The sequence below is a fragment of the Nonomuraea soli genome (assembly GCF_013761175.1).
GTDB lineage: Bacteria > Actinomycetota > Actinomycetes > Streptosporangiales > Streptosporangiaceae > Nonomuraea > Nonomuraea soli.
Genome location: NZ_JACDUR010000005.1, coordinates 689,205 through 712,967 on the forward strand (window position 1 = coordinate 689,205; position 23,763 = coordinate 712,967).

The 23,763-nt window shown below is 70.3% G+C and carries 21 protein-coding genes; 5 read left to right on the plus strand and 16 right to left on the minus strand.

The genetic code is table 11. From position 1 onward, the window contains the following. Positions 1 to 111 precede the first annotated feature (111 nt). Positions 112 to 1,545: an aldehyde dehydrogenase gene (locus HNR30_RS26420; protein WP_181612694.1), complete on the plus strand. Its 1,434-nt coding sequence runs from the start codon at positions 112 to 114 to the stop codon at positions 1,543 to 1,545. Positions 1,546 to 1,691: 146 nt separating this feature from the next. On the opposite strand, the gene HNR30_RS26425 is transcribed toward HNR30_RS26420, so the two are convergent. The 9 genes from HNR30_RS26425 to HNR30_RS26465 form a co-directional block, all read right to left on the minus strand. Next, a complete protein-coding gene (locus HNR30_RS26425) occupies positions 1,692 to 2,444 on the minus strand; it encodes an alpha/beta hydrolase (protein WP_181612695.1) in 753 nt (250 codons plus the stop codon). A gap of 81 nt (positions 2,445 to 2,525) precedes the next feature. Continuing rightward, positions 2,526 to 2,858 (minus strand): AMP-binding protein, encoded by a 333-nt coding sequence (locus tag HNR30_RS26430; protein WP_181612696.1) that lies wholly within the window; start codon positions 2,856 to 2,858, stop codon positions 2,526 to 2,528. A 56-nt stretch (positions 2,859 to 2,914) separates the two neighbouring features. Further along, positions 2,915 to 5,326, minus strand: a complete 2,412-nt coding sequence (locus HNR30_RS26435) for an ATP-binding protein (protein ID WP_181612697.1) — start codon at positions 5,324 to 5,326, stop codon at positions 2,915 to 2,917. Between the two features lie 18 nt (positions 5,327 to 5,344). Next, positions 5,345 to 6,076 carry an AMP-binding protein gene (locus tag HNR30_RS26440; RefSeq protein WP_181612698.1) on the minus strand — a complete coding sequence of 244 codons (732 nt, stop codon included), beginning with the start codon at positions 6,074 to 6,076 and terminating at the stop codon, positions 5,345 to 5,347. A 163-nt stretch (positions 6,077 to 6,239) separates the two neighbouring features. Next, a complete protein-coding gene (locus tag HNR30_RS26445; protein ID WP_181612699.1) occupies positions 6,240 to 7,034 on the minus strand; it encodes an AMP-binding protein in 795 nt (264 codons plus the stop codon). 55 nt (positions 7,035 to 7,089) lie between these two features. After that, positions 7,090 to 9,507 carry a tetratricopeptide repeat protein gene (locus HNR30_RS26450; RefSeq protein WP_181612700.1) on the minus strand — a complete coding sequence of 806 codons (2,418 nt, stop codon included), beginning with the start codon at positions 9,505 to 9,507 and terminating at the stop codon, positions 7,090 to 7,092. Positions 9,508 to 9,594: 87 nt separating this feature from the next. After that, positions 9,595 to 10,224: a hypothetical protein gene (locus tag HNR30_RS26455; protein WP_181612701.1), complete on the minus strand. Its 630-nt coding sequence runs from the start codon at positions 10,222 to 10,224 to the stop codon at positions 9,595 to 9,597. Then, positions 10,214 to 10,852, minus strand: coding sequence for a hypothetical protein (locus HNR30_RS26460; protein ID WP_181612702.1), 639 nt, complete (start codon positions 10,850 to 10,852; stop codon positions 10,214 to 10,216). The genes HNR30_RS26455 and HNR30_RS26460 overlap by 11 nt, the downstream gene beginning before the upstream one ends. Next, positions 10,839 to 11,066 (minus strand): hypothetical protein, encoded by a 228-nt coding sequence (locus tag HNR30_RS26465; protein ID WP_181612703.1) that lies wholly within the window; start codon positions 11,064 to 11,066, stop codon positions 10,839 to 10,841. Before HNR30_RS26465 ends, HNR30_RS26460 begins: the two co-directional genes overlap by 14 nt. 191 nt (positions 11,067 to 11,257) lie before the next feature. Between HNR30_RS26465 and typA the strand changes: the two genes are divergently transcribed. Together typA and HNR30_RS26475 are read left to right on the plus strand one after the other, a co-directional pair. Further along, positions 11,258 to 13,111, plus strand: coding sequence for a translational GTPase TypA (gene typA, locus HNR30_RS26470; protein ID WP_181612704.1), 1,854 nt, complete (start codon positions 11,258 to 11,260; stop codon positions 13,109 to 13,111). Between the two features lie 121 nt (positions 13,112 to 13,232). Further along, the gene (locus HNR30_RS26475) at positions 13,233 to 15,830 is read left to right on the plus strand and encodes a hypothetical protein (protein ID WP_181612705.1); all 2,598 of its coding nucleotides are present in this window, start codon (positions 13,233 to 13,235) and stop codon (positions 15,828 to 15,830) included. Here the strand turns inward: HNR30_RS26475 and HNR30_RS26480 are convergent. The 6 genes from HNR30_RS26480 to HNR30_RS26505 all read right to left on the minus strand — a co-directional run bounded on the left by HNR30_RS26480 (position 15,793) and on the right by HNR30_RS26505 (position 21,287). After that, on the minus strand, positions 15,793 to 17,340 hold the full coding sequence (locus HNR30_RS26480) for a DUF2079 domain-containing protein (RefSeq protein ID WP_181612706.1): 1,548 nt from the start codon (positions 17,338 to 17,340) through the stop codon (positions 15,793 to 15,795). The genes HNR30_RS26475 and HNR30_RS26480 overlap by 38 nt on opposite strands. Next, positions 17,337 to 17,987, minus strand: a complete 651-nt coding sequence (locus tag HNR30_RS26485; RefSeq protein ID WP_181612707.1) for a DUF2461 domain-containing protein — start codon at positions 17,985 to 17,987, stop codon at positions 17,337 to 17,339. Before HNR30_RS26485 ends, HNR30_RS26480 begins: the two co-directional genes overlap by 4 nt. Before the next feature lie 30 nt (positions 17,988 to 18,017). Next, positions 18,018 to 19,505, minus strand: a complete 1,488-nt coding sequence (locus tag HNR30_RS26490) for a helicase HerA-like domain-containing protein (protein ID WP_181612708.1) — start codon at positions 19,503 to 19,505, stop codon at positions 18,018 to 18,020. After that, positions 19,502 to 20,143, minus strand: coding sequence for a polysaccharide deacetylase family protein (locus tag HNR30_RS26495; protein WP_246379448.1), 642 nt, complete (start codon positions 20,141 to 20,143; stop codon positions 19,502 to 19,504). The genes HNR30_RS26490 and HNR30_RS26495 overlap by 4 nt, the downstream gene beginning before the upstream one ends. A 173-nt stretch (positions 20,144 to 20,316) precedes the next feature. Next, a complete protein-coding gene (locus tag HNR30_RS26500; RefSeq protein ID WP_181612710.1) occupies positions 20,317 to 20,622 on the minus strand; it encodes a hypothetical protein in 306 nt (101 codons plus the stop codon). A gap of 89 nt (positions 20,623 to 20,711) precedes the next feature. Beyond that, on the minus strand, positions 20,712 to 21,287 hold the full coding sequence (locus HNR30_RS26505; protein ID WP_181612711.1) for a helix-turn-helix domain-containing protein: 576 nt from the start codon (positions 21,285 to 21,287) through the stop codon (positions 20,712 to 20,714). A 32-nt stretch (positions 21,288 to 21,319) separates the two neighbouring features. Here HNR30_RS26505 and HNR30_RS26510 point away from each other — a divergent pair, with 32 nt between their 5' ends. Both HNR30_RS26510 and HNR30_RS26515 read left to right on the plus strand, forming a co-directional pair. Beyond that, positions 21,320 to 22,153, plus strand: coding sequence for an EamA family transporter (locus tag HNR30_RS26510; protein WP_181612712.1), 834 nt, complete (start codon positions 21,320 to 21,322; stop codon positions 22,151 to 22,153). Between the two features lie 29 nt (positions 22,154 to 22,182). Further along, positions 22,183 to 23,037: an anti-sigma factor RsbA family regulatory protein gene (locus HNR30_RS26515; RefSeq protein WP_181612713.1), complete on the plus strand. Its 855-nt coding sequence runs from the start codon at positions 22,183 to 22,185 to the stop codon at positions 23,035 to 23,037. Here HNR30_RS26515 and HNR30_RS26520 read toward each other — a convergent pair. Then, positions 23,034 to 23,615: a sigma-70 family RNA polymerase sigma factor gene (locus HNR30_RS26520; protein WP_181612714.1), complete on the minus strand. Its 582-nt coding sequence runs from the start codon at positions 23,613 to 23,615 to the stop codon at positions 23,034 to 23,036. The genes HNR30_RS26515 and HNR30_RS26520 overlap by 4 nt on opposite strands. Between the last annotated feature and the right edge of the window lie 148 nt (positions 23,616 to 23,763).

Sequence of the window (23,763 nt, forward strand, 5' to 3'; positions counted from 1 at the left end):
CATGCACCATTAGCGAAGTTTCTACCACTTATCGGGCACCTTGCCGAAAGAGCCAGAACATGCTTCGGTTTGAATCAACAACCAAGCGTCCGGTCATTGGAGGCTCGCGGCATGCGCCAGCACGACAAGCTTTTCATCGGGGGCGAATGGGTGGCCCCAGCGGGCACCGGAACGATTGACGTCATCTCCCCGCACACCGAGGAGATCGTGGGCCGCGTGCCCGACGGCACCCCCGCCGACATGGACCGCGCGGTGGCCGCCGCGCGCGAGGCCTTCGACCACGGCCCCTGGCCGAGGCTGAGCTTCGCCGAGCGCGCCGAGGCCATCGCCAGGCTCGCCGAGATCTACGCCGCCCGCCAGGGCGAGATGGCCGAGCTGATCACCGAGGAGATGGGCTCGCCGATCACCTTCTCCCAGCTGGCCCAGGCCCCCCAGCCGCTGGGCATGCTCCAGTTCTACGCGGAGTACGGCAAGACGTTCCAGCAGGAGGAGCAGCGCCCCGGGCTGTTCGGCCCGACCACCGTACGGCGCGAGCCGGTCGGCGTGGTGGCCGCCGTGGTGCCGTGGAACGTCCCCCAGTTCGTCACCATGACCAAGGTCGCCCCCGCCCTGCTGGCCGGATGCACGATCGTGCTGAAGCCCGCCCCCGAGACCCCCCTCGACGCCTACCTGCTGGCCGAGATGGTCCAGGAGGCCGGCATCCCCGCGGGCGTGCTCAACATCGTGCCCGCGGGCCGCGAGGCGGGCGAGCACCTGGTCAGCCACCCCGGCATCGACAAGGTCGCCTTCACCGGCTCCACCGCCGCCGGCCGCCGCATCGCCTCGATCTGCGGCGAGCAACTCAAGCGGGTCAGCCTGGAACTGGGCGGCAAGTCGGCGGCGATCGTCCTCGACGACGCCGACCTGGCCTCCAGCATGGGCATGCTGGCCATCGCCAGCCTGATGAACAACGGCCAGGCCTGCGTGGCCCAGACCCGCATCCTGGCCTCGCGCAACCGCTACGACGAGGTCGTCGAGGCCGTCGCCGGCATGGTCGGCGGCCAGCCCGTCGGCGACCCGAGCGACCCCACCACCGGCATCGGCCCGCTGGTCGCCAAGCGCCAGCAGGAGCGGGTGGAGAGCTACATCAAGATCGGCATGGACGAGGGCGCCAAGGTCGTCGTCGGCGGGCTCGACCGGCCCTACGACCGCGGCTGGTACGTCGCCCCCACGGTCTTCTCCGGCGTCAACAACGACATGCGCATCGCGCGCGAGGAGATCTTCGGCCCGGTGCTGGCGGTGATCCCCTACGACGACGAGGCGGACGCGATCCGGATCGCCAACGACAGCGACTACGGCCTGGCCGGAACGGTGTGGACCAGCGACACCGAGCACGGCATGGACATCGCCCGCCAGGTGCGCACCGGCACCTACGGGGTCAACTGCTTCATGCTGGAGGCCAACACGCCCTTCGGCGGCTACAAGGCCAGCGGCGTCGGGCGCGAGCTCGGCCCCGAGGGCCTCAGCGGCTACCTGGAGTACAAGACCATCTCCAGGCTGGGATAGCGGATGGGCCCAGCGCGCCCCCGCGACGCTGGGCAACCACCCGAACACAGGAAGTATGTCTCAAGTCCAACGGTTGACGCTGGACTATCCCCACGACATTTCTCCCAGGGGGTATCTTCCATCCGCCCTAAGTAGACGCTGTTTACTCAGGAAAGGTTCGAAGAGATCCAATTTCCGATGCGACGAATGAGATCGGGCCTGGCAGCCGACTCGGCGTGACCGTAGCCGGGCTCGATCCACAACTCCTTCGGCTCGCGTGCCCCCTCGAAGAGCTGATGCGCGTGCTCCAGCGGGAAGAAGGTGTCGCTGTCGCCGTGCACCACCAGCAGCGGGGTGGGTGAGATCAGCGCGGCCGCCTCGTGCGGCGGCACCGGCACCGGGTCCCATGGCCCGCGGGCGATCCTGGTGCGCTTGCCCAGCGAGGCCGCCCACCTCCCGACGGGGCGCTCGATCGCCCAGTGCACCGTGCGCATCGGGCGGGTGCCCCGGTAGTACCAGCGGGCGGGGGCGCTCACCGAGACCACCGCGTCCACCCCGCCGTGCAGGCCCGCGTGCCGTACCGACACCGCCGCTCCCATCGAGAAGCCCACCACCGCGATCTTCCGGTAGCCGATCATCCGCAGGTGCCGCACCGCCGCCTCGACGTCCAGGATCTCCAGGTCGCCCACGGTGCTCAGGCCCGTGGAGCGCCCGTGCCCGCGAAAGTCGAAGGCGACTACCCCGCCGGTGCGGCTCAGCACGTGCGCGATGCGCCGGGTGTCCTTGCACCGCCACGACCCGGTGAAGCCGTGCGCCAGCACGATGCCGATCTCGGAGCCGGGCCCCGGGGTGTGCACGGCGTCGAGCCTGACCCCGTCCTTGGTGACGAGCATGGCGGGATAGTTGGTGGCAAGAGGCATGTCAGCCAGGTTATGACCTCGCCGGACCGAGCCCTCGGGCGGCCGCCCGCACCGGCAGGGGTCCGGCGAGACATCGGCCGATCAGCCCGCGAGCTCGTGCGGGCTCACCACCACGCGCACCCGTGACTCCTCCGCCAGCTCCGGCCGATCGCTGATCATCACCCTGGCCGCGACGCCGTGCACCGCCTCGGGCGAGGGCGGGTAGGCCAGCGGCATCGCCACGGCCCCCAGCGCGATCACCGCGTTGACGGCCACCAGCAGGTCGGTGCCGGTGGGCAGGCAGATCAGCACCGCGTCGCCCTCGCGCACGCCGCGCTTGCGCAGGCGCAGGACGGCCGCCACCGTCCAGGCGTCGAGCTGCGCCTCGGTCAGCGGCAGGCCGGTGCCAGGGTCGACGGCCACCACGCGGTCCATACCTGACACCGTAGAGAGGAAGCCCGGCCCGAACATGGGGCGGATTATGCAGAAGATTATGCAGACCCCAGGTCGTGCTCGGCGGCCCACACCGCGATCTGCGCGCGGCTGGTGAAACCCAGCTTGTCCATGATGTTGGCGATGTGCCTGGCGACCGTCGCCGGGCTGATCACCAGCTCCTCGCCGATGGCCCGGTTCGACAACCCGCGCATCAGCAGGCTCGCGATCTCCTGCTCGCGGGCGGTCAGGACCGTGCGCCGGCGTACGGGGGGCGGATCGACCGCGCTGACGTGCTCCTGCTCCAGTACCCTGCCCGCGGCCTCCTCAGGCGACAACTCGCCGCCCTTGGCCCACATCGCGGCGGCCCTGCCGTCGCCGAGCTCGGCGCGGGCCCTGGCCATCAGCTCGTCCGTGCGGGCCCGCGAAGCGGGCTGGCCCACCGACTCGCGCAGCCGCTGGACCGCCGCCGCCGTCAGGACGGCGCCCTCCAGGTCGCCCTCCTTCTCGGCCAGGACCGACAGCGCCGACAGGCAGTGGGCGATGGTCAGGCGCTGGCCGGTGCCCTTGGCCAGGGCCAGGCTCCTGGCGAGATGGCGCCGGGCGGCGGCGAAGTCGCCCAGTTGCCCGGCCACCCTGCCGCTCCTGGACAGCACTCTGGCCAGCTCGGCCCGGTTGTCGAGCTCCTCGTTGAGCGGGACCGCGGCGGCCAGGTGCCCCAGCGCCGCCTCCAGGTCGCCCCGCGCCTCGGCCAGCACGCCGAGTTGCAGGCTGACCTGGGCGATGATCCACGGGTGCCCGTGCTCGCGCGCCGCCCGCAGGGCCTCTTCGACGTGCCGCTGCGCCTCGCGCAGGCGGCTGTCCGCCAGAGCCAGGGTGGAGCGGTAGAGCAGGGCGGCGGCGAGGGTGAACCGGTCGGCGTGGGCCCTGGCCCGTTCGATCAGCTCCTCCAGCCAGCGCCTTGAGGCCTCCCGCTCGCCCAGGCGCAGCAGCACCCTGACCGCGATCGCGTAGACCACGCCGAGCCGGAAGTGATAGGCGCCCGCCCGCAGCCCCTCCACGCCCTCCACGGCCAGCTCGCGAGCCTGGCGCAGCTCGTCGCGCGCCTCCAGCCCGTAGGCGATGAACGACTTGGCCATCAGCAGGTCGGAGGGGTCCACGGCCGACACGTCCATCGCCAGCAACAGGCCGAGCCAGTCGGCCGTCTCCGCCGCGTCTCCCGCCACCGCCAGGGGCGCCGCCGCGATCAGGCACAACTCGATGCCCGCGCGAGCGTCGCCGGCCCTGATCGCCCAGTCGAGCGCCGCCCGGGAGTCGTCGACCAGCGCCGACGCCCGCTGGAAGGCCTCCAGCCGGTCCGGGCGCTCCATGCGCTGCTCCTCGAAGGTGACGCGCAGCCCCCTGGCCTGGACGGCGAGCACCTCCCGCAGGTGGCGCTCGGCGAACCGGTCGCTCTCGCCCGCCTCGGCCAGCCGTTCCGCGGCGAACTGCCTGATGGTGGCCAGCAGCCGGAACCGCTCGCCCTCGCCGATGACCAGCGACTTGTCGACCAGCCCCGACAGCAGGTCGAGGACCTCGTGCTGGAGCAGGTGTCTGTCGTGGCAGACCTGCTCGGCGAAAGCCAGGTCGAAGTCTCCGGGGAAGACCGACAGCCGGTGCAGCAGCGCCTTCTCCTTCTCCTCCAGCAGGTCGTGGCTCCACTGCACGGTGGCCAGCAGCGTGCGATGCCGGGCGGGAGCCGTACGGTCACCGGAGGTCAGCAGCGTGAAGCGGTCGCCGATACGATCGATGATCTGGCGCGGGCTGAGCACCTTGGTGCGCGCGGCGGCCAGCTCCAGGGCCAGTGGCAGCCCGTCGAGCGCCACGCACAGGTCGGCCACGTCGGGCAGCACGTCGAGGGAGATGCGGATTCCCGCGGCCGTCGCCCGCTCCATGAACAGCAGCACAGACTCCGCGTCGGGACGGCGCGCGTCGGGCAGGTCGAGCGGCGGGACACGCCAGATGAGCTCCTGCGGGATGCGCAACGGCTCTCGGCTGGTGACCAGCACGCGCAGGTCGGGGCACGAGGCGACCAGCCGGGCGACCAGCTCGGCGCAGGCCTCGACCAGATGCTCGCAGTTGTCGAGCACCAGCAGGGTGCGCGCTCCGCGAAGGTTCTCGATCAGCCCGTCGGCGAGCGGCCTGGCGCCCTCCTCCCGCACGCCCAGCACCCCGGCCAGCTCCTTGGCCACCAGGTCGGCCCTGGTCAGCCGGGCCAGCTCCACCAGCCGCACCCCGCCGGGAAAACGGTGCACGAGGCGCTCGGCCACGCGTAAGGCCAGGCGGGTCTTGCCGATGCCGCCCACACCGCACAGGGTCACGACGCGCTCGTCGGCGAACAGCGCGCACAACTCCTCGACATCCCGCGCCCGGCCGATGAAGCGGTTGGGCTCGACGGGAAGGTTGTGGTTGGCCGCCTGCGGGGAGTACACGACTCCCTCAGTGTCGCATCACGGCCGTTGGCTGAACACCATCTCATCCACAACACGTATGCCCCGCTGCCCCGCCAGCCTCCTGCCCAGGTCGGGCGGGCCGACCATCACCGTGGCCCGGTGTTCGGACATCAGCACCCGGCAGCCGATCAGCGTCGGCTCGTAGGCCAGCACCACGTGGGCGCCGGACATCAACGCCAGGCCGAGCAGGCGCAGCAGCCGCATGGGGTCGCTGACCGCCGCCAGCACGACGTCGCCCCGGCCGATCATGCCGCCCTTGGCCATGCGCCGCAGATCGTCGGTGAGGTCGGCCTGGCTGAGCACCCTGTCGCCCAGTGCCAGCGCCGGGCCGGCGATCGGGCCGAACTCCAGGGAGTCTCCGGTGTACAGCTCGGCGAAGGTGCTCGCGCCGGGGGTCGGCTCGACCGTGAAGACCGGCCTGGTCTCCTCGGCGTCGAACCGGTTGTAGGTGACGGCCATGCGGGCCAGCCCGTTGGGGCGGGCGAACGAGACGACGCCGCCGGCCCACGAGACGGAATGGACGGCCAGCAGGAGCGCGATGCCGGGAGGCAGGTCGATCGACACCCGGTCCCCTGGTCGCAGGCCCCGGCGGCGCAGGCCCGCGGCCGCCTGGGTGACACGACGCGACAGGGCCGCGTAGGACAACACCTCTCCGGTCCTGACCTCCGTCACCGCCAGGCGATCACCCCGCTCGGGGGTTGCGCTCAAGACGAGTTCTGTCCAGGTCATGATGTTCAATCTAGAGAGGCGCATGGCCGCTGCCATGCGCAAAACCATGCACGGACCTATGTATGTTCGTGCGCGCCCGGCTTCACGGTTGCATCACCGGGACAGATGGAACCGGCCGACGCCGTGACGCCTGTCGCGCCACGGCGCCGGCCGGGCTCGGCGATCAGCCGGGGCGGACGACGATCATGGTGTGGCCGTGCACCGTCAGGCTCGTGTGGGTGCCCGGCAACACGGGGGCGATGCGCGGAGGCACCGCCGCGAGCGTCACGCCGTACTGCCCGATCAGCTCGCGGCAGCGGCTCAGCGACGTGTCGGCGGTGGCGACGATGTGGGCGCCCGCCATCAGCGCCACATCGAAGATCATCGCCTGCTCGCGCGACTCCGTGGCGGCCACCAGCACGACGTCGCGCTCGCGCAACCGCAGCTCGCGCGAGATCCGGCGCAGCTCGGCCACCATCTCGGCATGGCTGACCACACGCCGGCCGTCGAAGCTGGCGGCCGACGCCACGGGCACCCGCTCGGGGGCGCCGTCGAGATCGCAGAAGGCCGTCGCGCCGTGCACCTCGCCGAAGGCGAAGATCTGCCTGATCCTGGACTCGCCCACGGCGCTCGTCGACCAGCTCGCCAGCTCGGCATCGGTGATCAGGATGCGCGCCCGGCTCGAACACAGCCGCTCGTAGAACAACTCGGTGTCCATGTCGGCTTCGAGCGGCACCACCAGGCCACCGGCCGCGGCCGCCGCGTGCACGGCCAGCGGATAGTTGGCACCGGGCGGCAGATGCACCAGCACCGGGTCTCCGGTGGACAGGCCACGCTCGCGCAATCCGGCGGCAGCCCTGTTCAGGCGCTTGGGCAACAACTCATAGGTGAGGATCTCGCCGGTCCCGGCATCGGTCACCGCCGGGCGGCCGTTGCGGCGCCCGGCCTCCCCCAGCACGGCATCAGTCCAGGTAGGCATGGGTTCACCGTAAGAACGGGACGCCCGGCATACATGCGTACGAATATGCAGCGACCTAACCATTCACGATGCGGTGCTCCAGAGCCCACGCCGCGACCTGGGTGCGGGAGGAGAATCCCAGCTTCAGCATGATGTTGGCCACGTGCCTGGCGACCGTCGCGGGGCTGATCACCAGCTCCTCGGCGATCCTGCGGTTGGACATGCCCTTGACCAGCAGGCCGACCACCTCCCGCTCCCGTTCCGTGAGCAGCGAGGCGACCTCCATCGAGACCTGCTCCCCCGGCCCCGGCGCGGCGCGCTCCACGGGCTCGGCCGACTGCGCCTGCTGCAACGCGGCCTCCTCCGACATCGCGCGGCCGTGGGCGTACAGCAGGCCGGTCCTGGACTCGCCGATCTCCGTGCGGGCCTTGCCGAGGATCTCCTCCGCCCACGCCACCGACGAACGTTGCCCGATCGCGTCACGCAGCGCCGCCACGGTCCCGCACAGCAGCACCGCGCTCTCGATCTCGCCCGACGCCTCCGCCACCCGGGCCAGCGCCGCCAGTCCGCGCGTCACCCCGCGCCGCTGGCCGATCTTGCGGCTCAGCTCGATGCTCTCCACCAGGCGATCCCTGGCCCTGCCCAGGTCGCCCTGCTGCGTGGCCACCCGGCCGAGCTCCGCCAGCGCCCTGGCGATCTCCGGCTTGGCGTCGAGCGCCTCCAGGTACGGCAGGCTGGCCTCCAGATTGGCCCTGGCGTTGTCGTAGTCCTCTCTGATGCGCCCCAGCACGCCCACGCTGATGAGGGCGCGCCCGATGCCCCACGGCTGGTCGGTCTCGCGGAAGGCGACCAGGGCGTCCTCCGCGTGGCGCTGCGCCTCGCGCAGCTTGCCGCCGAGCCCGGCGATCAGGGTCAGGCCGTTGTGCGCCATGCCGATGTTCCACAGGTCTCCCGCCTGCGTGGCGCCCTCCAGCGCCTCCTCGGCGTGTCTGCGCGCCTCCTCGGGGCGGCCCGTGCGCAGGTAGATGATCGCGACGTTGTTCAGCGTCAGGCCCAGTGCGAAGCGGTAGCCGGGCTTGGTGCGCATCAGCTCGAGGCCCCGCAGCGCCGACCTCTCGGCCGTGGCCAGATCGTCCTGACCGAAGGCCATGTCGGCCTGGCGCGACCAGGCCTCCCCCACCAGCTCGGGACGGACCCTGCTGGTGTCGAGCGACAGCAGCCGTTCGTACCAGGCCCGGTTCTCGATCCAGGTGCCGCGCACCGCCCAGATCGGGTACAGGTAGCAGGCCGTCTCCAGGCCCACCTCGGCCTGCCCGGTCTCCACCGCCCAGGCGAGCGCCGCACGGTGGTCGGCGTTGCGGTCGGCGACCTTGCCGAAGGCCTGCAGCCGCTTGTCGCCCGGCAGCTTCTTGAGCATGTCGACCCAGAAGTCGTCCCTTGCGCGGTCACGCGTCACCCTCAGGTGCCGGTCGCGAAGCTCCTGCTCCTCGCCCGCCTCCTTGAGCTGCTCCCTGGCGAAGTGGGCGATGGTCTCCAGCAGGCGGTACCTGGCCTGGTCGAACTGCACGAGCGACTTGTCGACCAGGCCGGCGAGCAGGTCGAGGATGTCGTCGGCGGGCAGGATGCCGTCGCCGCAGACCAGCTCCACGTACTCCAGGTCGAACTGGGCGGCGAAGACGGCCAGCCGGCGCAGCAGCACCCGCTCGCCCTCCTCCAGGAGGTCGTGGCTCCACTGGACCGTGGCGAGCAGCGTGCGGTGCCGGGCGGGCGCCGTACGCTCGCCGCCCGTCAGGAGTTTGAAACGGTCCTTGATGCGGTCGGAGATCTGCTCGGGCGAGAGCACCCTCGTGCGGGCCGCGGCCAGTTCGAGGGCGAGCGGCATGCCGTCGAGGGCCCGGCAGAGCTGGCCGACGGTGCGCATCGTCTCGTCCGTGGGCTCGAGTCGCGAACCCGACGCGTAGGCGCGCTCCAGGAACAGCTGGACGGCCTCGCTCGCCTCGATCGCCCCGTCGTCGGGCAGGTCGAGTGGCGGCACACGCCACACCAGCTCGCCCGCGATGCGGACCGGCTCCCGGCTGGTCGCCAGGACCCTGAGGTTGGCGCAGTTGGCGATCAGCGCGTCGACCACCCGCGCGCACTCCTCGATCACGTGCTCGCAGTTGTCGAGCACCAGCAGGATGCGCTGGCTCGCGATCCGCCCGATGAGCGTGTCGAGGAGGGTCCTCGCGCCTTCCTCGGCCGCCTGCAGCACGTCGGCGAGCATGTGCAGGAGCAGGTCGGCACGGGTGATCTTGGCGAGCTCGACCAGCCACACCCCGTCGGCGAAGTCGTCGACCACCCGCGCGGCCACCTGGAGGGCGAACCTGGTCTTGCCGATGCCGCCCGCTCCGCACAGCGTGACCACTCTGTGCCTGGTCAGCAGCCCGGCGACCTCGGTCAGGTCGCGTTCCCTGCCGATGAATCGGTTGGGCTCCAGAGGGAGGTTGTGGGGCATCGTGGTCCCGTGGGTCGAGGCTCGATCATTCGGAGTCTCTTCTGACTGGGGAGAGCTTGCAAGCGTGAGTGACTTTTGTCCTGTATCTCACTTAAGCCACGGTGATGGCATCAATCGGCCTCCGAGTCTGGCCTTCGACCTCACGGCATGCACGAATCCGGCGATCATCAGGCCGAGGGCCCACGCCAGGGTGTACGGCACGGATCCGACACCGGTCAGCCAGGCGGGGACGATCAGGAAGGCGAGGATCCAGAGCACCGTGCCCGCCACGACGAACCGGGCGAACAGGCTGACCCGCAGGATGGCCGCCCAAGGCCGCGGCCCCGCCTCGAAGAGGGGCAGGGCGACCATCAGGGCGGTCACCGGAAGGACGGCGACGCGCAGGATCGTCTCGCTCTCCTCGATCGCCTGGGCCATCGTCGTGAAGACCGGGACGCACGCCAGCCAGATCGCGAACGGCAGCCCTCCGTGCCTGCGCAGGTTGGCCTCGTCCATGGCGTCGAGCTGCGCCCGGACCCTGGCCCGATGCCGCTCGACGACCGCGCGAACGCCCCCGCGCCGCTGGGCGCGCACGGCCCAGCCGATCGCCACGACCAGGAGGATCGCGCCGACGATCGCCAGCTCGACGGTGACATCGTCCACCAGCACGTTCATGGCCACGTTCCCGACGATGAGGATCAGGACTGCCGCGGCCCAGCTGCCGCCTTCACGAGCCATCGATCAGCCGGCCCTCCCGCTTCAGGGTGCGGCGGAGCGGCACGGTGTACGGCATCGTCACCAGCCAGCCGGCCACGCCCCAGGCCAGCGCGTAGAGCCACCAGCCCGGCTCGATCGTGACCGCCGCCAGGGCGGCGAAGGCGGCCGCCGCGTTGCCCCAGGCCGCCGGGCCCGCCTGCCGTACGCGGGGGCCCATGTCCTGCCACAACCACCACGCCACCAGCGCGCCGACCAGGGGTGGCCACACGCGCATCACCACCTGGTGACCGCCGGTGAGCGCGACCATCGGCACCAGGGCGGGCAGGACGGCGAAGCACAACACCGAGCCCGTCTCGGCCGCCGCGAGGCGCAGGTTGTCGGCGTCGAGCGCGGCCCACCAGGCCCGCTGTCCCTGGCGGCGTTTGCCGAGCGCGGCGCGGATCGTCTTGCCCGAGCGCCTGGCCTTGATCAGCTGCCAGCCCAGTACCGTCGCGCCCACCGCCAGCAGGAGTGAGGCGTCGCGGTGCACCGGCAGGTGGAGGGTTCTGACGAGTGCGGCCATCCCTTCGTCGAGGAGCAGGATGGCGGCGCCGGCGGCCAGGAGCGCGGCGCACCCGGTCGCTGCGTCCCTGACCTCACTGTCGGCCAAGGCGCCCCCACCGCTCGCGTACCCGGGCCGGCCGCCGCTCGGGTCCGGCCGCCAACGACACGACCCATGTGACGAAAATCCCGGCGAGCACGACGCTCAGGCCATCGAGGTCCGGGATGTCCACGGATCCCATGATGCCTCCGAGCCGGCCGGCCGTCACGCCCGCGGCGGAGATGGCCAGGACGGTGACCAGCAGGAAGAGCGCCCGCCTCATCCGGACTCACCTCCCGACGCCGGGAAACGTCGGGTGTCGGGCAGGCGACGAGGGTGGGTGGCCCGGGGAGACATAGCCTGAAATGTACTGCTTTGCGCAGGCCGCGCCATAGGTGCTAACGGGATCAACTAAAATGGAGTTGCCGCGACTTCGCGCGGACGACCCCACGAGCTACAGAGCGAGACACCACCATGCCTTTGAACCGCCGCGACGACCTGCGCAACATCGCGATCATCGCGCACGTCGACCATGGGAAGACGACGCTGGTCGACGCCATGCTCTGGCAGTCGGGGGCGTTCCGCGCGAATCAGGACGTCGACGACCGCGTGATGGACTCCAACGACCTCGAGCGCGAGAAGGGCATCACCATTCTCGCCAAGAACACCGCGGTCAAGCACGGCGACATGACCATCAACATCATCGACACCCCCGGCCACGCCGACTTCGGCGGCGAGGTCGAGCGCGGCCTGTCGATGGTCGACGGCGTCGTGCTGCTGGTCGACGCCTCCGAGGGCCCGCTGCCGCAGACGCGCTTCGTGCTGCGCAAGGCGCTGTCGGCCAAGATGCCGGTCATCCTGTGCATCAACAAGGTCGACCGCCCCGACGCCCGCATCGCCGAGGTCGTCGACGAGGTCTACGCCCTGTTCATGGACCTCGACGCCACCGACGACCAGATCGAGTTCCCGATCGTCTACGCCTCGGCCAAGGCCGGGCGCGCCTCGCTCGAGCGTCCCGCCGACGGCGGCATGCCCGACAGCGAAGACCTCGAGCCTCTGTTCGACATCATCAAGTCGACCATCCCGGCGCCCACCTACGACCCGACCGCGCCGCTGCAGGCCCACGTCACCAACCTCGACGCCTCGTCGTACCTGGGCCGCATCGCCCTGTGCCGCATCCACCAGGGCACGATGAAGAAGGGCCAGCAGGTCGCCTGGTGCAAGACCGACGGCACGATCCAGCGGGTGAAGATCACCGAGCTGCTCATGACCGAGGCGCTCGAGCGCAAGCCCGCCGAGGAGGCCGGCCCCGGCGACATCATCGCGATCGCGGGCATCCCCGAGATCATGATCGGTGAGACCCTGGCCGACCCCGACGACCCGCGCCCGCTGCCGCTGATCACGGTCGACGAGCCGGCCATCTCGATGACCATCGGCACCAACACCTCGCCGATGGTGGGCCGGGTCAAGGGTTCCAAGGTCACCGCCCGCATGGTCAAGGACCGCCTGGAGAAGGAGCTCGTCGGCAACGTGTCGCTGCGCGTGCTCCCGACCGAGCGTCCCGACGCCTGGGAGGTGCAGGGCCGTGGCGAGCTGGCACTGGCCATCCTGGTCGAGCAGATGCGCCGCGAGGGCTACGAGCTGACCGTCGGCAAGCCCCAGGTGGTCACCAAGGAGATCGACGGCAAGGTCCACGAGCCGGTCGAGCGCCTGACGGTCGACTGCCCCGAGGAGTACCTGGGCGCGGTCACGCAGCTGCTGGCCGTACGCAAGGGCCGCATGGAGCACATGACCAACCACGGCACCGGCTGGATCCGCATGGAGTTCATCGTGCCGGCCCGTGGCCTCATCGGCTTCCGCACCGAGTTCCTCACCGAGACCCGTGGCACCGGCCTGGTCCACCACGTGTTCGAGGCCTACGAGCCGTGGTTCGGCGAGCTGCGCACCCGCAACAACGGCTCGCTGGTCGCCGACCGCTCCGGCCCCGTCACCGCGTTCGCGATGACGAACCTGCAGGAGCGCGGCACGCTGTTCGTCTCGCCCGGCACCGAGGTGTACGAAGGCATGATCGTCGGCGAGAACTCCCGCTCCGACGACATGGACGTCAACATCACCAAGGAGAAGAAGCTCACCAACATGCGCTCCTCCACGGCCGATGTGACCGAGACGCTCACGCCGCCGCGCATCCTGTCGCTGGAGCAGGCGCTGGAGTTCATCCGCGACGACGAGTGCGTCGAGATCACTCCTGAGACCGTGCGCATCCGCAAGGTGGTGCTCGACGCCTCCACCCGCGCGCGCACCGCCGCCCGCGCCAAGCGTTCCAACTAGCACCCGCACCACCCGGCGGCCCGCGCGAACACGCGGGCCGTCGGCGTTTCACGGCTCTCGTGATGGGACCGTTACCCCTATCGCTAGAACCTTTCCCTCCGTCAATGGATCATCAGTAACCGTGGGTCCGTTACGGGTGGTCATCGGTTATGCGCTGGCCGCGATATCGGCCGGGGCGATCGTCTGGGGCGCCGCGGCCGCCGAACCCGTGCCACGGTTCCCCCAGCCGCCGCCCCAGGCGCAGACCCTGCAGACGGAACCCGAAGGCCCGCCGATCAGCGAGTCGATGATCCCGCCGGAGATCACGACGAAGGTGACGGTCTCCGACCCCTCAGACGCGGACCTCTCGCATGCCCCGCAGGGCCGCATCGACGTGGGCCGGCGCCAGGCCAAGCTGACCATCGTCCACACCCTGAGCGTCGACGCGCGCCAGAGCTCCCTGCTCGGCGGGATCAGGTCGCACCCGGACTTCCCCCAGCAGCTGGCCAAGGAGACCAACGAACTGTTCGGTCCCACGGCGGTGGTCACGGGCGAGGAACTGGCGTCGACGCGCCGCAGCCCACCGGAGACCACCACCGCCGACGGTGTCACCAAGCTCGCCTACAGCCTGGTCATGCTGCGCCAGACCGGCACGGGCGAGCCGCTCACGGTGAAGTTCCAGGTCCCCACGAGGCGGCCCTACCTGGTCGACCACCGCAAGATCTCGCTGGAGTCGAAGGAGTGGGTGGTCGTCAGGACCGGCGGCTTCGTGCCCGACAAGGAGACGAAGGAGGGCATCGAGGTCACCATCAACCCCAACGACATCGAGATCACGCTCGCGCACCGCAGTCACAGCTTCGTCGACGCCGCGCAGAACTCCGACGTCTCCTGGTCGGCCGCGCTGGGTGTGCTGACCGCGATCGTGCTCATCGTCTTCCTGATGCGCGCGCTGGGGAGCGACTGGTGGTATCGCATGCTCAACCGCGAGCTGGCCGTCGGCGCGGGGCTGTGCGCCGCCGTCGCCGCGATCGCGATCCCGCTGCAGCAGGCCGAGCGCGAGGCCTCCGACGCCGCCGCGCAGGCGCTGCACTCCTCGGCGATCGTCGGCTACGTGGCGCTGTTCGTGTTGCTGCCCGCGATCGCGCTGCGTCACGCCGTCAAGCTCGTCCCAGGCCCCGCGCCGTGGAACACCACCGACCTGCTGGTCGTCACCGGCTCCGGCATGCTCATCGGCGTCGGCATGCTCACCTGGTCGGGCATCCATCAGCAGCTCGGCATGCCCACGCTGCTGGCCACCGCCACGATCGCCGCCGCGGCCGCCGCGGGCTCGGCCGTGGCCTTCGGCGCCGACCTGGGCGACCGGGCCATGGTCGTCCGGCTGGCGCTGATCGCGGTGGGCATCGCCCTGGGCACGCTGGCCCTGGCGTTGTGGATGCGCGCGCTCATGAGCGGCGAGGCCTACCCTCCCGACAGCACCCGCCTGGTGCTGGCCCTGGCCTGGTCGCTGATCCCGATCGCCGGGATCGCGGTGGCCACCCGCCAGTGGTCGCGCGTGGTCGTCGGCATGGGCTTCGTGGCCGGGCTGCTGGTGCAGGGCTGGCCCAGCGAATGGCTCGACACCAACTCGTGGACCAGGCAGATCGAGAACGTCCAGCCCGTCTACCCCACGCTCGGCGCCTTCCCGCTCGACGCCCTCTACCGCGGCATGCTCGGCCTGCTGCTGCTCAGCTTCATCCTGATCGTGCTGCGGCTGCGGCGGCTCGGCGACTCACCCATGGCGCTCAACAGCAGGCCCGTCCAGGGAACGATGATGGCCGCCCTGCTCGTGGTCTATCTCACGCCCCGCGAGGACGCGCTCGACGTCGGCGTGCCGCTGCCGTCCCTGGCGATCACCTCGCTCATCGCCTGGCTGGGCGCGACCTGGCTGATCACCGGGCCCCGCCTGGAGTTCCGCGAGCCGCTCAACCACTCCGAGCACCGCGACATGATCCGCGAGGCGCTCCACCAGCGGCTGCTCTTCCAGGCCAAGCAGGAGCTGTACCGGCTCGGCCGCGGCAAGCTCGGCGCCGGGGAGATGACACTCGACGACTTCGACAGCCGGCGTCGTGACCTCAACCAGGCCCTGGGCGAGGAGTCGCACCGGCCGGAGACCGCCTTCGCCACCTCGGCGGCCTGTTCGCCGTGGCACAACGGCGTGACGGCCTTCACGCTCACGCTGGCGCTGACCCTGCCGTTCGCCGCCCTGTTCGGCTGGCCGTCGGGCACCGACCTGAGCGTCTTCGTCTTCGACGCCCGCGGGCTGCTCGCCCTGCCGGTCTTCGGCTTCCTCTTCGGCTACTTCTACCCGCTCCTGCGCGGCACGCAGCCGATGACCAAGGCGCTGTACCTGATGACCGCCGCCACGGCCACGGAGATCTCCGCCTACGTCACGGCGCTGTTCGAGCCCGACATCGGCGCGATCGACAAGTTCCAGGTGATCGCCATCGTCGTCGGGCAGACGGCGCTGGCGTGCATCGGGCTCGGGCTCTACTGGGAGTGGCGCATGATGCACCTGGCGGGCGAGCCGTGGGGCAGGGTGCGCAACGTACGGAGTGTGCGCAGCCTGGCGACCCCGCTGATCGCGGTCGTCATCGCCGCCGGCACCACGGCCGCCACCACCGTGGCGGGCAAGACCGTCGACCGGATCCTGCGCGGCGACTCCATCACGACGGGGCAGGTCCAGAACCCGCAAGGACCGTGAACCCCGCCTTCTCGAAGATGACGTGATAGCCGTGGCCGAGGAGGAAGCGCACCCTGGCCTGCTGCTCGCCCACGTCCTTGAAGGGGAAGACCCTGCGTCGTGTGTCGGCGATCACCCAGGGCGCCCAGCGGGGAGTACGGTCCCACAGCAGGACCTCGTTGCCCGCCGACAGGGCGGGGGCCAGGTTGTTGGGCGCCTCGACGCGCACGCCCCCGGGGATCGCCGCGACGGCCTCGGCCGCGGCGCGCTCGCGCTCGTCGCGCTGGTAGGTCGCGGGGTCGGCGAGCGTGGCCAGCGAGAAGAACGGCACGCTGGCGACCGCCACGACGAGCACGGCGATCGGCCATGCCCGCCGTACACGTCGTTGGGGAGTCTGAGACGGCACGGCACGCGGCCGGCCGCTCAGCCGGCAGGCCCCGTCGACGCCCGCGCAGAAGACCACCATCACCAGGAACGCGTTGTAGTGGTATTCCGGCACCCACCAGTTCGGGAACGCGCTGGCCAGCATCCGCTCGGCCAGCAGCGGCAGCGCGGCGAGCATCACCGGTGACAGGCACGCCGCCAGCAGTGTCACCCCCAGCAGCAGCCCCAGCGTCACCAGCTTGACCGGAGGCGTGCCGAGCTGGGCCAGCGCCGTCAGCGGCTGGGTGAGCACCGTCGTGGCCGCCTCCGTCATCGACGAGCCGAGCGCCCCGTAGGCCCAGTAGTAGTCGGGCCGCCCTCCGAAGGCCGGGATGAGCACCTGCGACGCCAGCCAGGTGAACCCGAGCCCACCGGCCAGGAAGCACCCGCCCATCACCCGCCAGCCCCGATGCCGGGCCTGGGGCGCGGCGCCGGCCACGTGGGCGCCGTCCAGGGTCCGCCAGCCGCGCTGGGTGAGCAGCGTCAGGCCGAAGCCCGCGACCAGCAGGCCCATGTCCTCCTTGACGGCCAGCAGCACGAGCGCCGCGAGGACGACGTGGACCTTGCGCCCTGCCTGCCAGCGTTCCAGCATGACGGCGGTGGCCAGCGGTGCGAAGGCGACCTCGTGGAAGTCGAAGGCGACGGCCTCGACGACCGGCCACGACAGCAGGTAGGCCGCGGCGACCAGGTGTGCCGCACCGGCGCCCATGGCCCGCCTGGTGAACACCCACAGCGGGACCGCCGCCAGTGCCATGAGCACCGCCTGCGCGACCAGCAGAGTCGCCGGGGTGTCGGCGATCCAGTAGAGCGGCGCCAGGAGGGCCAGGATCGGCGAGAAGTGGTCGCCGAGGACGGAGAAGCCCGGCCCGAAGTCGTTGTGGACGCCCTTGACGATGGCGACGGGCAAGCCGAAGCGGGAGTAGGAGCGCACGGCCTGGTCGAAGATGACCAGGTCGTAGGCGCCGGCCTTGAAGTCGGCCAGCCGGAGCAGCGAGAGCGCGGAGTAGACGGCCGCCGCGGCGGCGGTCATCGCCGCCAGGAGCGTCGTGTCGCGGCGTGATCGCTGGAGGGTGTCTCGGGCGTCGGTGAGCCGGGGGCGAGCTTTCACCGGGCCGGCAGCTCGCTGCCTCTCACGTGGTCGGAGAGCCACTCGACCAGCGGCGCGAAGTCGCGCCAGCTCCCCCGCACCCGCTCAGCGACTTCCGCGGTGTGCACCCACGGCTCGGGCTCGAAGCGCAGCCCGGCGTAGAGGCTCTTGTGGCGCAGCAGCTCCAGCCGCGGATGCCCCTCGTCGACGCCGCGCGGCCTGGTCTTGAGCCGCTCGCCCTCGACCGCGTAGCCGGCCTCGCGCAGCGAGTCGACGAGCTTCTCCAGGGGCACCCCGGTCAGCTCGTTGTCGACGGCGGCGCGGTAGCGGGCGACCTGGTCGGACGCGCCGCTGTAGTAGCCGCCGGCGACGTAGAGCCCGTCGGCGCTGATCTGCACGTAGAGGCCGATCCCCGGGCAACTGTCGACGAAGGCGCCCTGATGGTCCTTGTACGGCGACTTGTCCTTGGAGAAGCGCACGTCACGGTAGGGCCGGAACAGCGTGGCGACACCGAACTCCTCGCCCAGCTCCTCCGCCAGCGCCAGCATCGGCGCCCGGACCGCGTCATCGTAGAGATGTCTGTTGCGGGTGAAGTAGGTCTTGGAGTTGTCCGCCTCGAGCCCCTCGTAGAACAGGAAGGCCTCGTCGGGGAAACCAGTGAACGCCATGCCGTACAGAGTGCCACGGCGTGCCGACAACTACCGACGGCGCTTGGCCGTACCGAAGATCGATCTGCTGATCTCGCGGCCCAGCGTGCTCGCGATCGACCGGGTGAAGGAGCGGAAGAACGACGAGCCGAGGATGCCCTCGATCATCGACGGCTCCTGCTGCTGGGGCGGTGGCGCGGTGGGCGCGGGAGCCTGCGGCTCCTGGGCCAGCACCCGGGCGGCGAGCATCTCGTAGGCGGACTCCCTGTCCACCTCCGTGCCGTACCTGGGCATGAGCGGCGACTGGGCGATGAACCCCCGCATCACCACCTGATCGATCGGCCCCATCTGCGACTGCGGCGCCCGCAGCCGGGTCCAGGCCACCGGCGTGGGCACGCCCTTGTCGCCGAGCACGGTCACGACGGCCTCGCCGATGCCGAGCTGGGTGAGCACCTCCTCCAGGTCGTAGCCGGAGTGCGGGAAGGTGGACACGGTCGCCTTGAGCGCCTTGGCGTCCTGCGGGGTGAAGGCGCGAAGGGCGTGCTGCACCCTGGCTCCGAGCTGGGCGAGCACGTCGGCGGGCACGTCCTTGGGCGTCTGGGTGACGAAGAAGATGCCCACGCCCTTGGAGCGGATGAGCCGCACGGTCTGGGTGATCGACTGCAGGAACGCCTTGGAGGCCCCGGTGAACAGCAGGTGCGCCTCGTCGAAGAAGAAGACGAGCTTGGGCTTGTCGGGATCGCCCACCTCGGGCAGTTCGCCGAACAGGTCGGCCAGCAGCCACATCAGGAACGTCGAGAACAGCGCGGGCCGGTCCTGGACGGCGGGAAGCTCCAGCATGGAGACGACGCCGCGCCCGTCGGGCAGGACGCGCAGCAGGTCGGCGGTGTCGAAGGCGGGCTCGCCGAAGAACTGCGCGGCGCCCTGGGCCTCGAAGTTGACCAGGGTGCGCAGGATGACCCCCGCGGTCTGCTTGGACAGCCCTCCGACGTCCTTGAGCACCCCGGGATTGTCGATCAGGTACTGGATGACCGAGCGCAGGTCCTTCAGGTCGAGCAGCGGCAGTCCCTGCTGGTCGGCGAAGTGGAAGATCAGCCCGAGCGACGACTCCTGGGTCTCGTTGAGGCCGAGGACCTTGGCCAGCAGCGTCGGGCCGAAGTCGGTCATCGTGGCCCGGAGCGGGATGCCGTCGCCGATGCCGCCCAGGGAGTAGAACTCCACGGGGCAGGGTGTGCCCACCCAGTTCTGCCCGATGCCGGCCGTACGGCTGAGCAGCTTGTCGGAGCCGGCGCCCGCCACGGCCATGCCGGACAGGTCTCCCTTGACGTCGGCCAGGAAGACCGGGACTCCCTGCGCCGACAGTTGCTCGGCCATGACCTGCAGGGTCACGGTCTTGCCCGTACCGGTCGCGCCGGCGACCAGGCCGTGCCGGTTGAGCATGCGCAGCGGGATGCGGATCTGGTCGGCTGGGCTCGGCGTGCCGTCCACGAGCAGGGCCCCGAGGTCGATCGTGGGCCCGTCGAAGTCGTACTCGATCATCGTTCGGTGTACTTCCTTCCCGGTGCCGGGCGTTTGCCGTACAGCTCGGAGACGGTCACGAAGGTGTAGCCGCGGCGGGAGAAGGAGGAGATGAGCGAGGGCACGGCGGCGACCGTGCTGCGGTGGATGTCGTGCAGGAGGACGATCGAGCCCGGAGTGGCGGCGGCCGCGCGGCGGGCCACGACCGACGCGTAGCGGTCGCGCCAGTCGAGGGTGTCGACGTTCCAGAGGATCTGGGCGAGCCCTTCGCGGCGGCTCTCGGCGGCGACCCTGCCGTCGGTCGAGCCGTACGGCGGCCGCATGACCTGCATGGTGACGCCGGTCCTGTCCTTGACGATGGCCTGGGTGCGGGCCAGTTCGGCCTTGATGCCCGAGCTGGACAGGGCGGTGAGCTGGGCGTGGCTCCAGGAGTGGTTGCCGAGCTCGTGGCCGTCCTCGACCATGCGGCGCAGGTTGCCGTCGCGGTCCTCGGCGACCATCTGTCCGACGACGAAGAACGTGCTTCTGACGTTCCGTTTCTTCAACAGGTCCAGCAGGTTGGCGGTGTATTCACCGGGACCGTCGTCGAACGTCAGCGCAACACATTTAGTTTTGGCACAGTTTATCGGGATTTTCCTTTTTGGCCATTGCGCCTGCATCCCCTTCAGCCGCTGAGCCAGCACTCCCAGGTCAGCTGCCGGCGAAGGAAAGTCCCTCACTCCCATTTCCTTCGTCGACACCTGCGCCTCGCAGCCGGTTACGCCAAGGCTGACAAGGAGCACCCACACCCCCCACCGCATGCTTCCCCCCGAAAGCGCGCGCGGAGGTTAGATCACGGATAGTCCTGAGCCGAGTCCCCCCGCAGCTCTCTGCTCAGTTCCTCCCACCATGGTGGAATATCCGCCTGCAACTCTGCATAGCGACGCGCCACACGAATGGCACATCCGACCGGATCTGTACCCAGATGACGTCGTTTAACAGCCCCTTCCTGCCATCGGAAAAAACCATCCCTGAACCGCACGACCAGTCCGATCCATACGGAAAGGGTGGCACCATCGCCAACCTCGTCCGTATCGGTCACACCGAGACCGGTCAGCTCGATCTTGAGCTTCTCGATCGCAGCGCGAGCTTCGCTCACCAGCGCTCCTTTGCCTGGCCCCCCAACTGACGGTTTGTCGGTCGCATGTGGTGTACCCAAGATTGGCACCGCCATGGAGCAATCATGACTCAGACATCCAAGACTTCCCGCGGTTCGGCGACCATCATGACAAAACGCATGGTTTCCCCAGCGACATTCGCGTAACGGTGCGGCCGATCGGCCGTGAACAACACCGCGTCACCGGCTCCGACGGTGTGGCTCCTGCCGTCGACCGTCAGGGTCAGCTCCCCCTCCAGGATGGTCAGCAACTCGCGCGTGCCCGGTGGGTGGGCGTCGCCGTCGTGGTGCGAGCCGGGCTCCAGCCGCCAGTCCCACAACTCCAGGATCATCGGCGAGTCCGCGCCCACCAGCAGCGTGGCGGCCGAGCCGTCGTGGGAGAAGGTCACCATCTCGCTCTTGTCGACGACCCTGACCACGGGCACGTCCGACACCTCGACCAGCTTGGCCACGGTGGTGCCGAGCGCGGCGGCGACCCGGGTGAGCGTCGACACGCTGGGATTGGTGCGCGCCTGTTCGATCTGGATGAGCATGCCCCGGCTGACGTTCGAGCGGGCGGCCAGGGCGTCGAGGGTCATGTTCCGCTGGGTACGCAGGCCGCGGACGTTGGTGGCGATGGCCGCGGTCACCGCATCAGTTTCGCGCATTAGAGTGTACTAACTGTGCAATGGAGTGAACTGTGCTTGCTGTGATGTTAGCGACCGCGTGCGCCGTGGTTTACGGAACCGCCGACTTCCTGGGCGGACTGGCGACGCGCCGGTCGCGGGTGCTCGCCGTCGTGGTGCTCTCCCAGATCGCCGGATTCGCTCTGATCCTGCTGCTGATGCCGCTCCTGCCTGGGCTCTTCTCGTCATCGGCCCTGCTGTGGGGCATGGCCGCGGGCGTGGCCGGCGCGGCCGGGCTCACCTTGTTCTACCGTGCCCTGGCCACGGGTGTCATGTCCGTCGTCGCCCCCACCACCGCGGTGACCTCGACCGTGCTGCCCGTGGTGTTCGGCCTGGCGACGGGCGAGCGTCCCGAGATCCTGGCCGTGGTCGGGATCGTGCTCGCCGTGGTCGCGGTGATCATGGTGGGCCGCAGTCCCTCCCAGGGACAACGGTCCTCGGCCGCCTCCGTGCTCGCGGCGCTGGCGGCGGGCGCGGGATTCGGCGGCTTCTTCATCCTCCTCGCCCAGGCGCCCGAGGGCACGGGCCTGTGGCCGCTGGTCGGGGCCAGGATCACCTCCATCACAGCGGTGGTCCTGCTGGCGCTCGTGACGCGCGGCTCCCTGCGTCCCGGCAAGGGGGCGCTGGGCATCATCGCCGCCGCGGGGGCGCTCGATATGGCGGCCAACGTGCTCTACCTGCTGGCCGAGCAGCAGGGCATGCTCAGCCTGGTGGCCGTGCTGGTCTCGCTCTATCCCGCCAGCACGCTGGTCCTGGCCCGGTTCGTGCTGGGCGAGCGGCTGCAAGGAGTCCAGGTGGCCGGGGTGGCGTGCGCGCTGGGGGCGGTGGCGTTGATTGCCGTTGCCTAGCGGGCCAAGCGCTTGTTACGGTTCGCTGCGTGCACTTCCTGCACATGGCGGTGCCGTACAACTCGGACGAGGGCTTCCTCCACCTGGTCGGACCGCACGTCGAGAGAGCGCTGGGCGAGGGCCGTCACGTCCTGGCCATCACCGCGCCTGCCCGGCTCGACCTGCTCGACAGGCGCGTCGAGCGGCGAGTGGCCGCGCGCTGGTACGAACATCCGCCGCGCACCCTGGCGGCCACGCATGAGTACGCCGACGGCCGGCGCACGCTGATCGTGGGCGAGCCGCCCTGGCAGAGCGAGGCCTGGATCCGCTTCGAGTCGGTGCTCAACGCCGCCCTGCGCGGCCAGGCCTGCACGGCGTTGTGCCTCTACTCCGCTCCCCCCGAGCACATGTGGCTGACCCATCCGGCCCAGCTGGCCCCCAACGGCGTACGGCCGAGCGAACGCTACGTCGAGCCGCACGACCTGATCCTCGACAGCGATCGTGCTCCGCTGGCGGATCCGGTGGGCGAGGTGCGCGCGGCCGCCTTCACCGCGCCGGAGCTGGCCAGGCTGCGCCAGCTCGTCGCCGACTACGCCAGGTCGGCGGGCATGGAGCGCAACCTGATCTCGTCGCTGGTGCTGAGCGTCTCGGAGGTGGCGGCCAACAGCGTCGAGCACGGCGCGGGGCACGGCACGCTGAAGGTGTGGACCAACGGCCGCGAGGTGGTCTGCGAGATCATCGACCCGGGCGGCTCGCTGACCGACCCGCTACCGGGCTACATGCCACCAGAGCCCGAATCCCAGCGGGGATACGGGCTCTGGATAAGTCGTCAGTTGTGCGATCTGGTGGAGACAAGGACCGACGCGGGCGTCCTGAGGGTCCGGCTCCACCAGCGGCTGCGTTAGGCGGCGCGCTGCGCCGGAACCTTCGCGCCCTCGTCGAGAACGTAGTCCTCCAGCATGCTGCGCAGCTGGCGGCGGCCACGGTGCAGCCGGGACATCACGGTGCCGATGGGCGTGCCCATCCGCTCGGCGATCTCCTTGTAGGCGAAGCCCTCCACGTCGGCCAGGTACACCGCGACACGGAAGTCCTCGGGCAGCGAACGCAACGCGTCCATCACCGTGCTGTCGGGCAGCTGCTCCAGCGCCTCCGTCTCGGCGGACCTCAGCCCGGTGGAGGTGTGCGACTCGGCCGCGTGCAGCTGCCAGTCCTCGATCTCCTCGGCGGCCGAGAGCTTCGGGGAGCGCTGCTTCTTGCGGTAGTCGTTGATGAAGTTGTTGGTGAGGATGCGGTGCAGCCAGGCCTTGAGGTTCGTGCCCTCGCGGAACTGGTGGTAGGAGGTGTAGGCCTTGGTGACCGTCTCCTGGACCAGGTCCTCGGCGTCGGCGGTGTTCCGGGTCAGACGCATAGCGGAGGCGAACAGCTGGTTGGTCACTGGAACGACGTCGCGCTCGAACCAGTCCTGGCGCTGCTCTTCAGTCATAGTGATCAAGATCTTTCCCCCTTGCGCTATCCCCCGGTCCGGCGCACGCGCCGGACTCCATGCTCGCAAACCGCCCGTAAGGGGCGCGTTAGCTGGTCATTGGGGCGAATCATCCGTCTGCTCGCGGCGTGCGTGGTCACGTCCACGG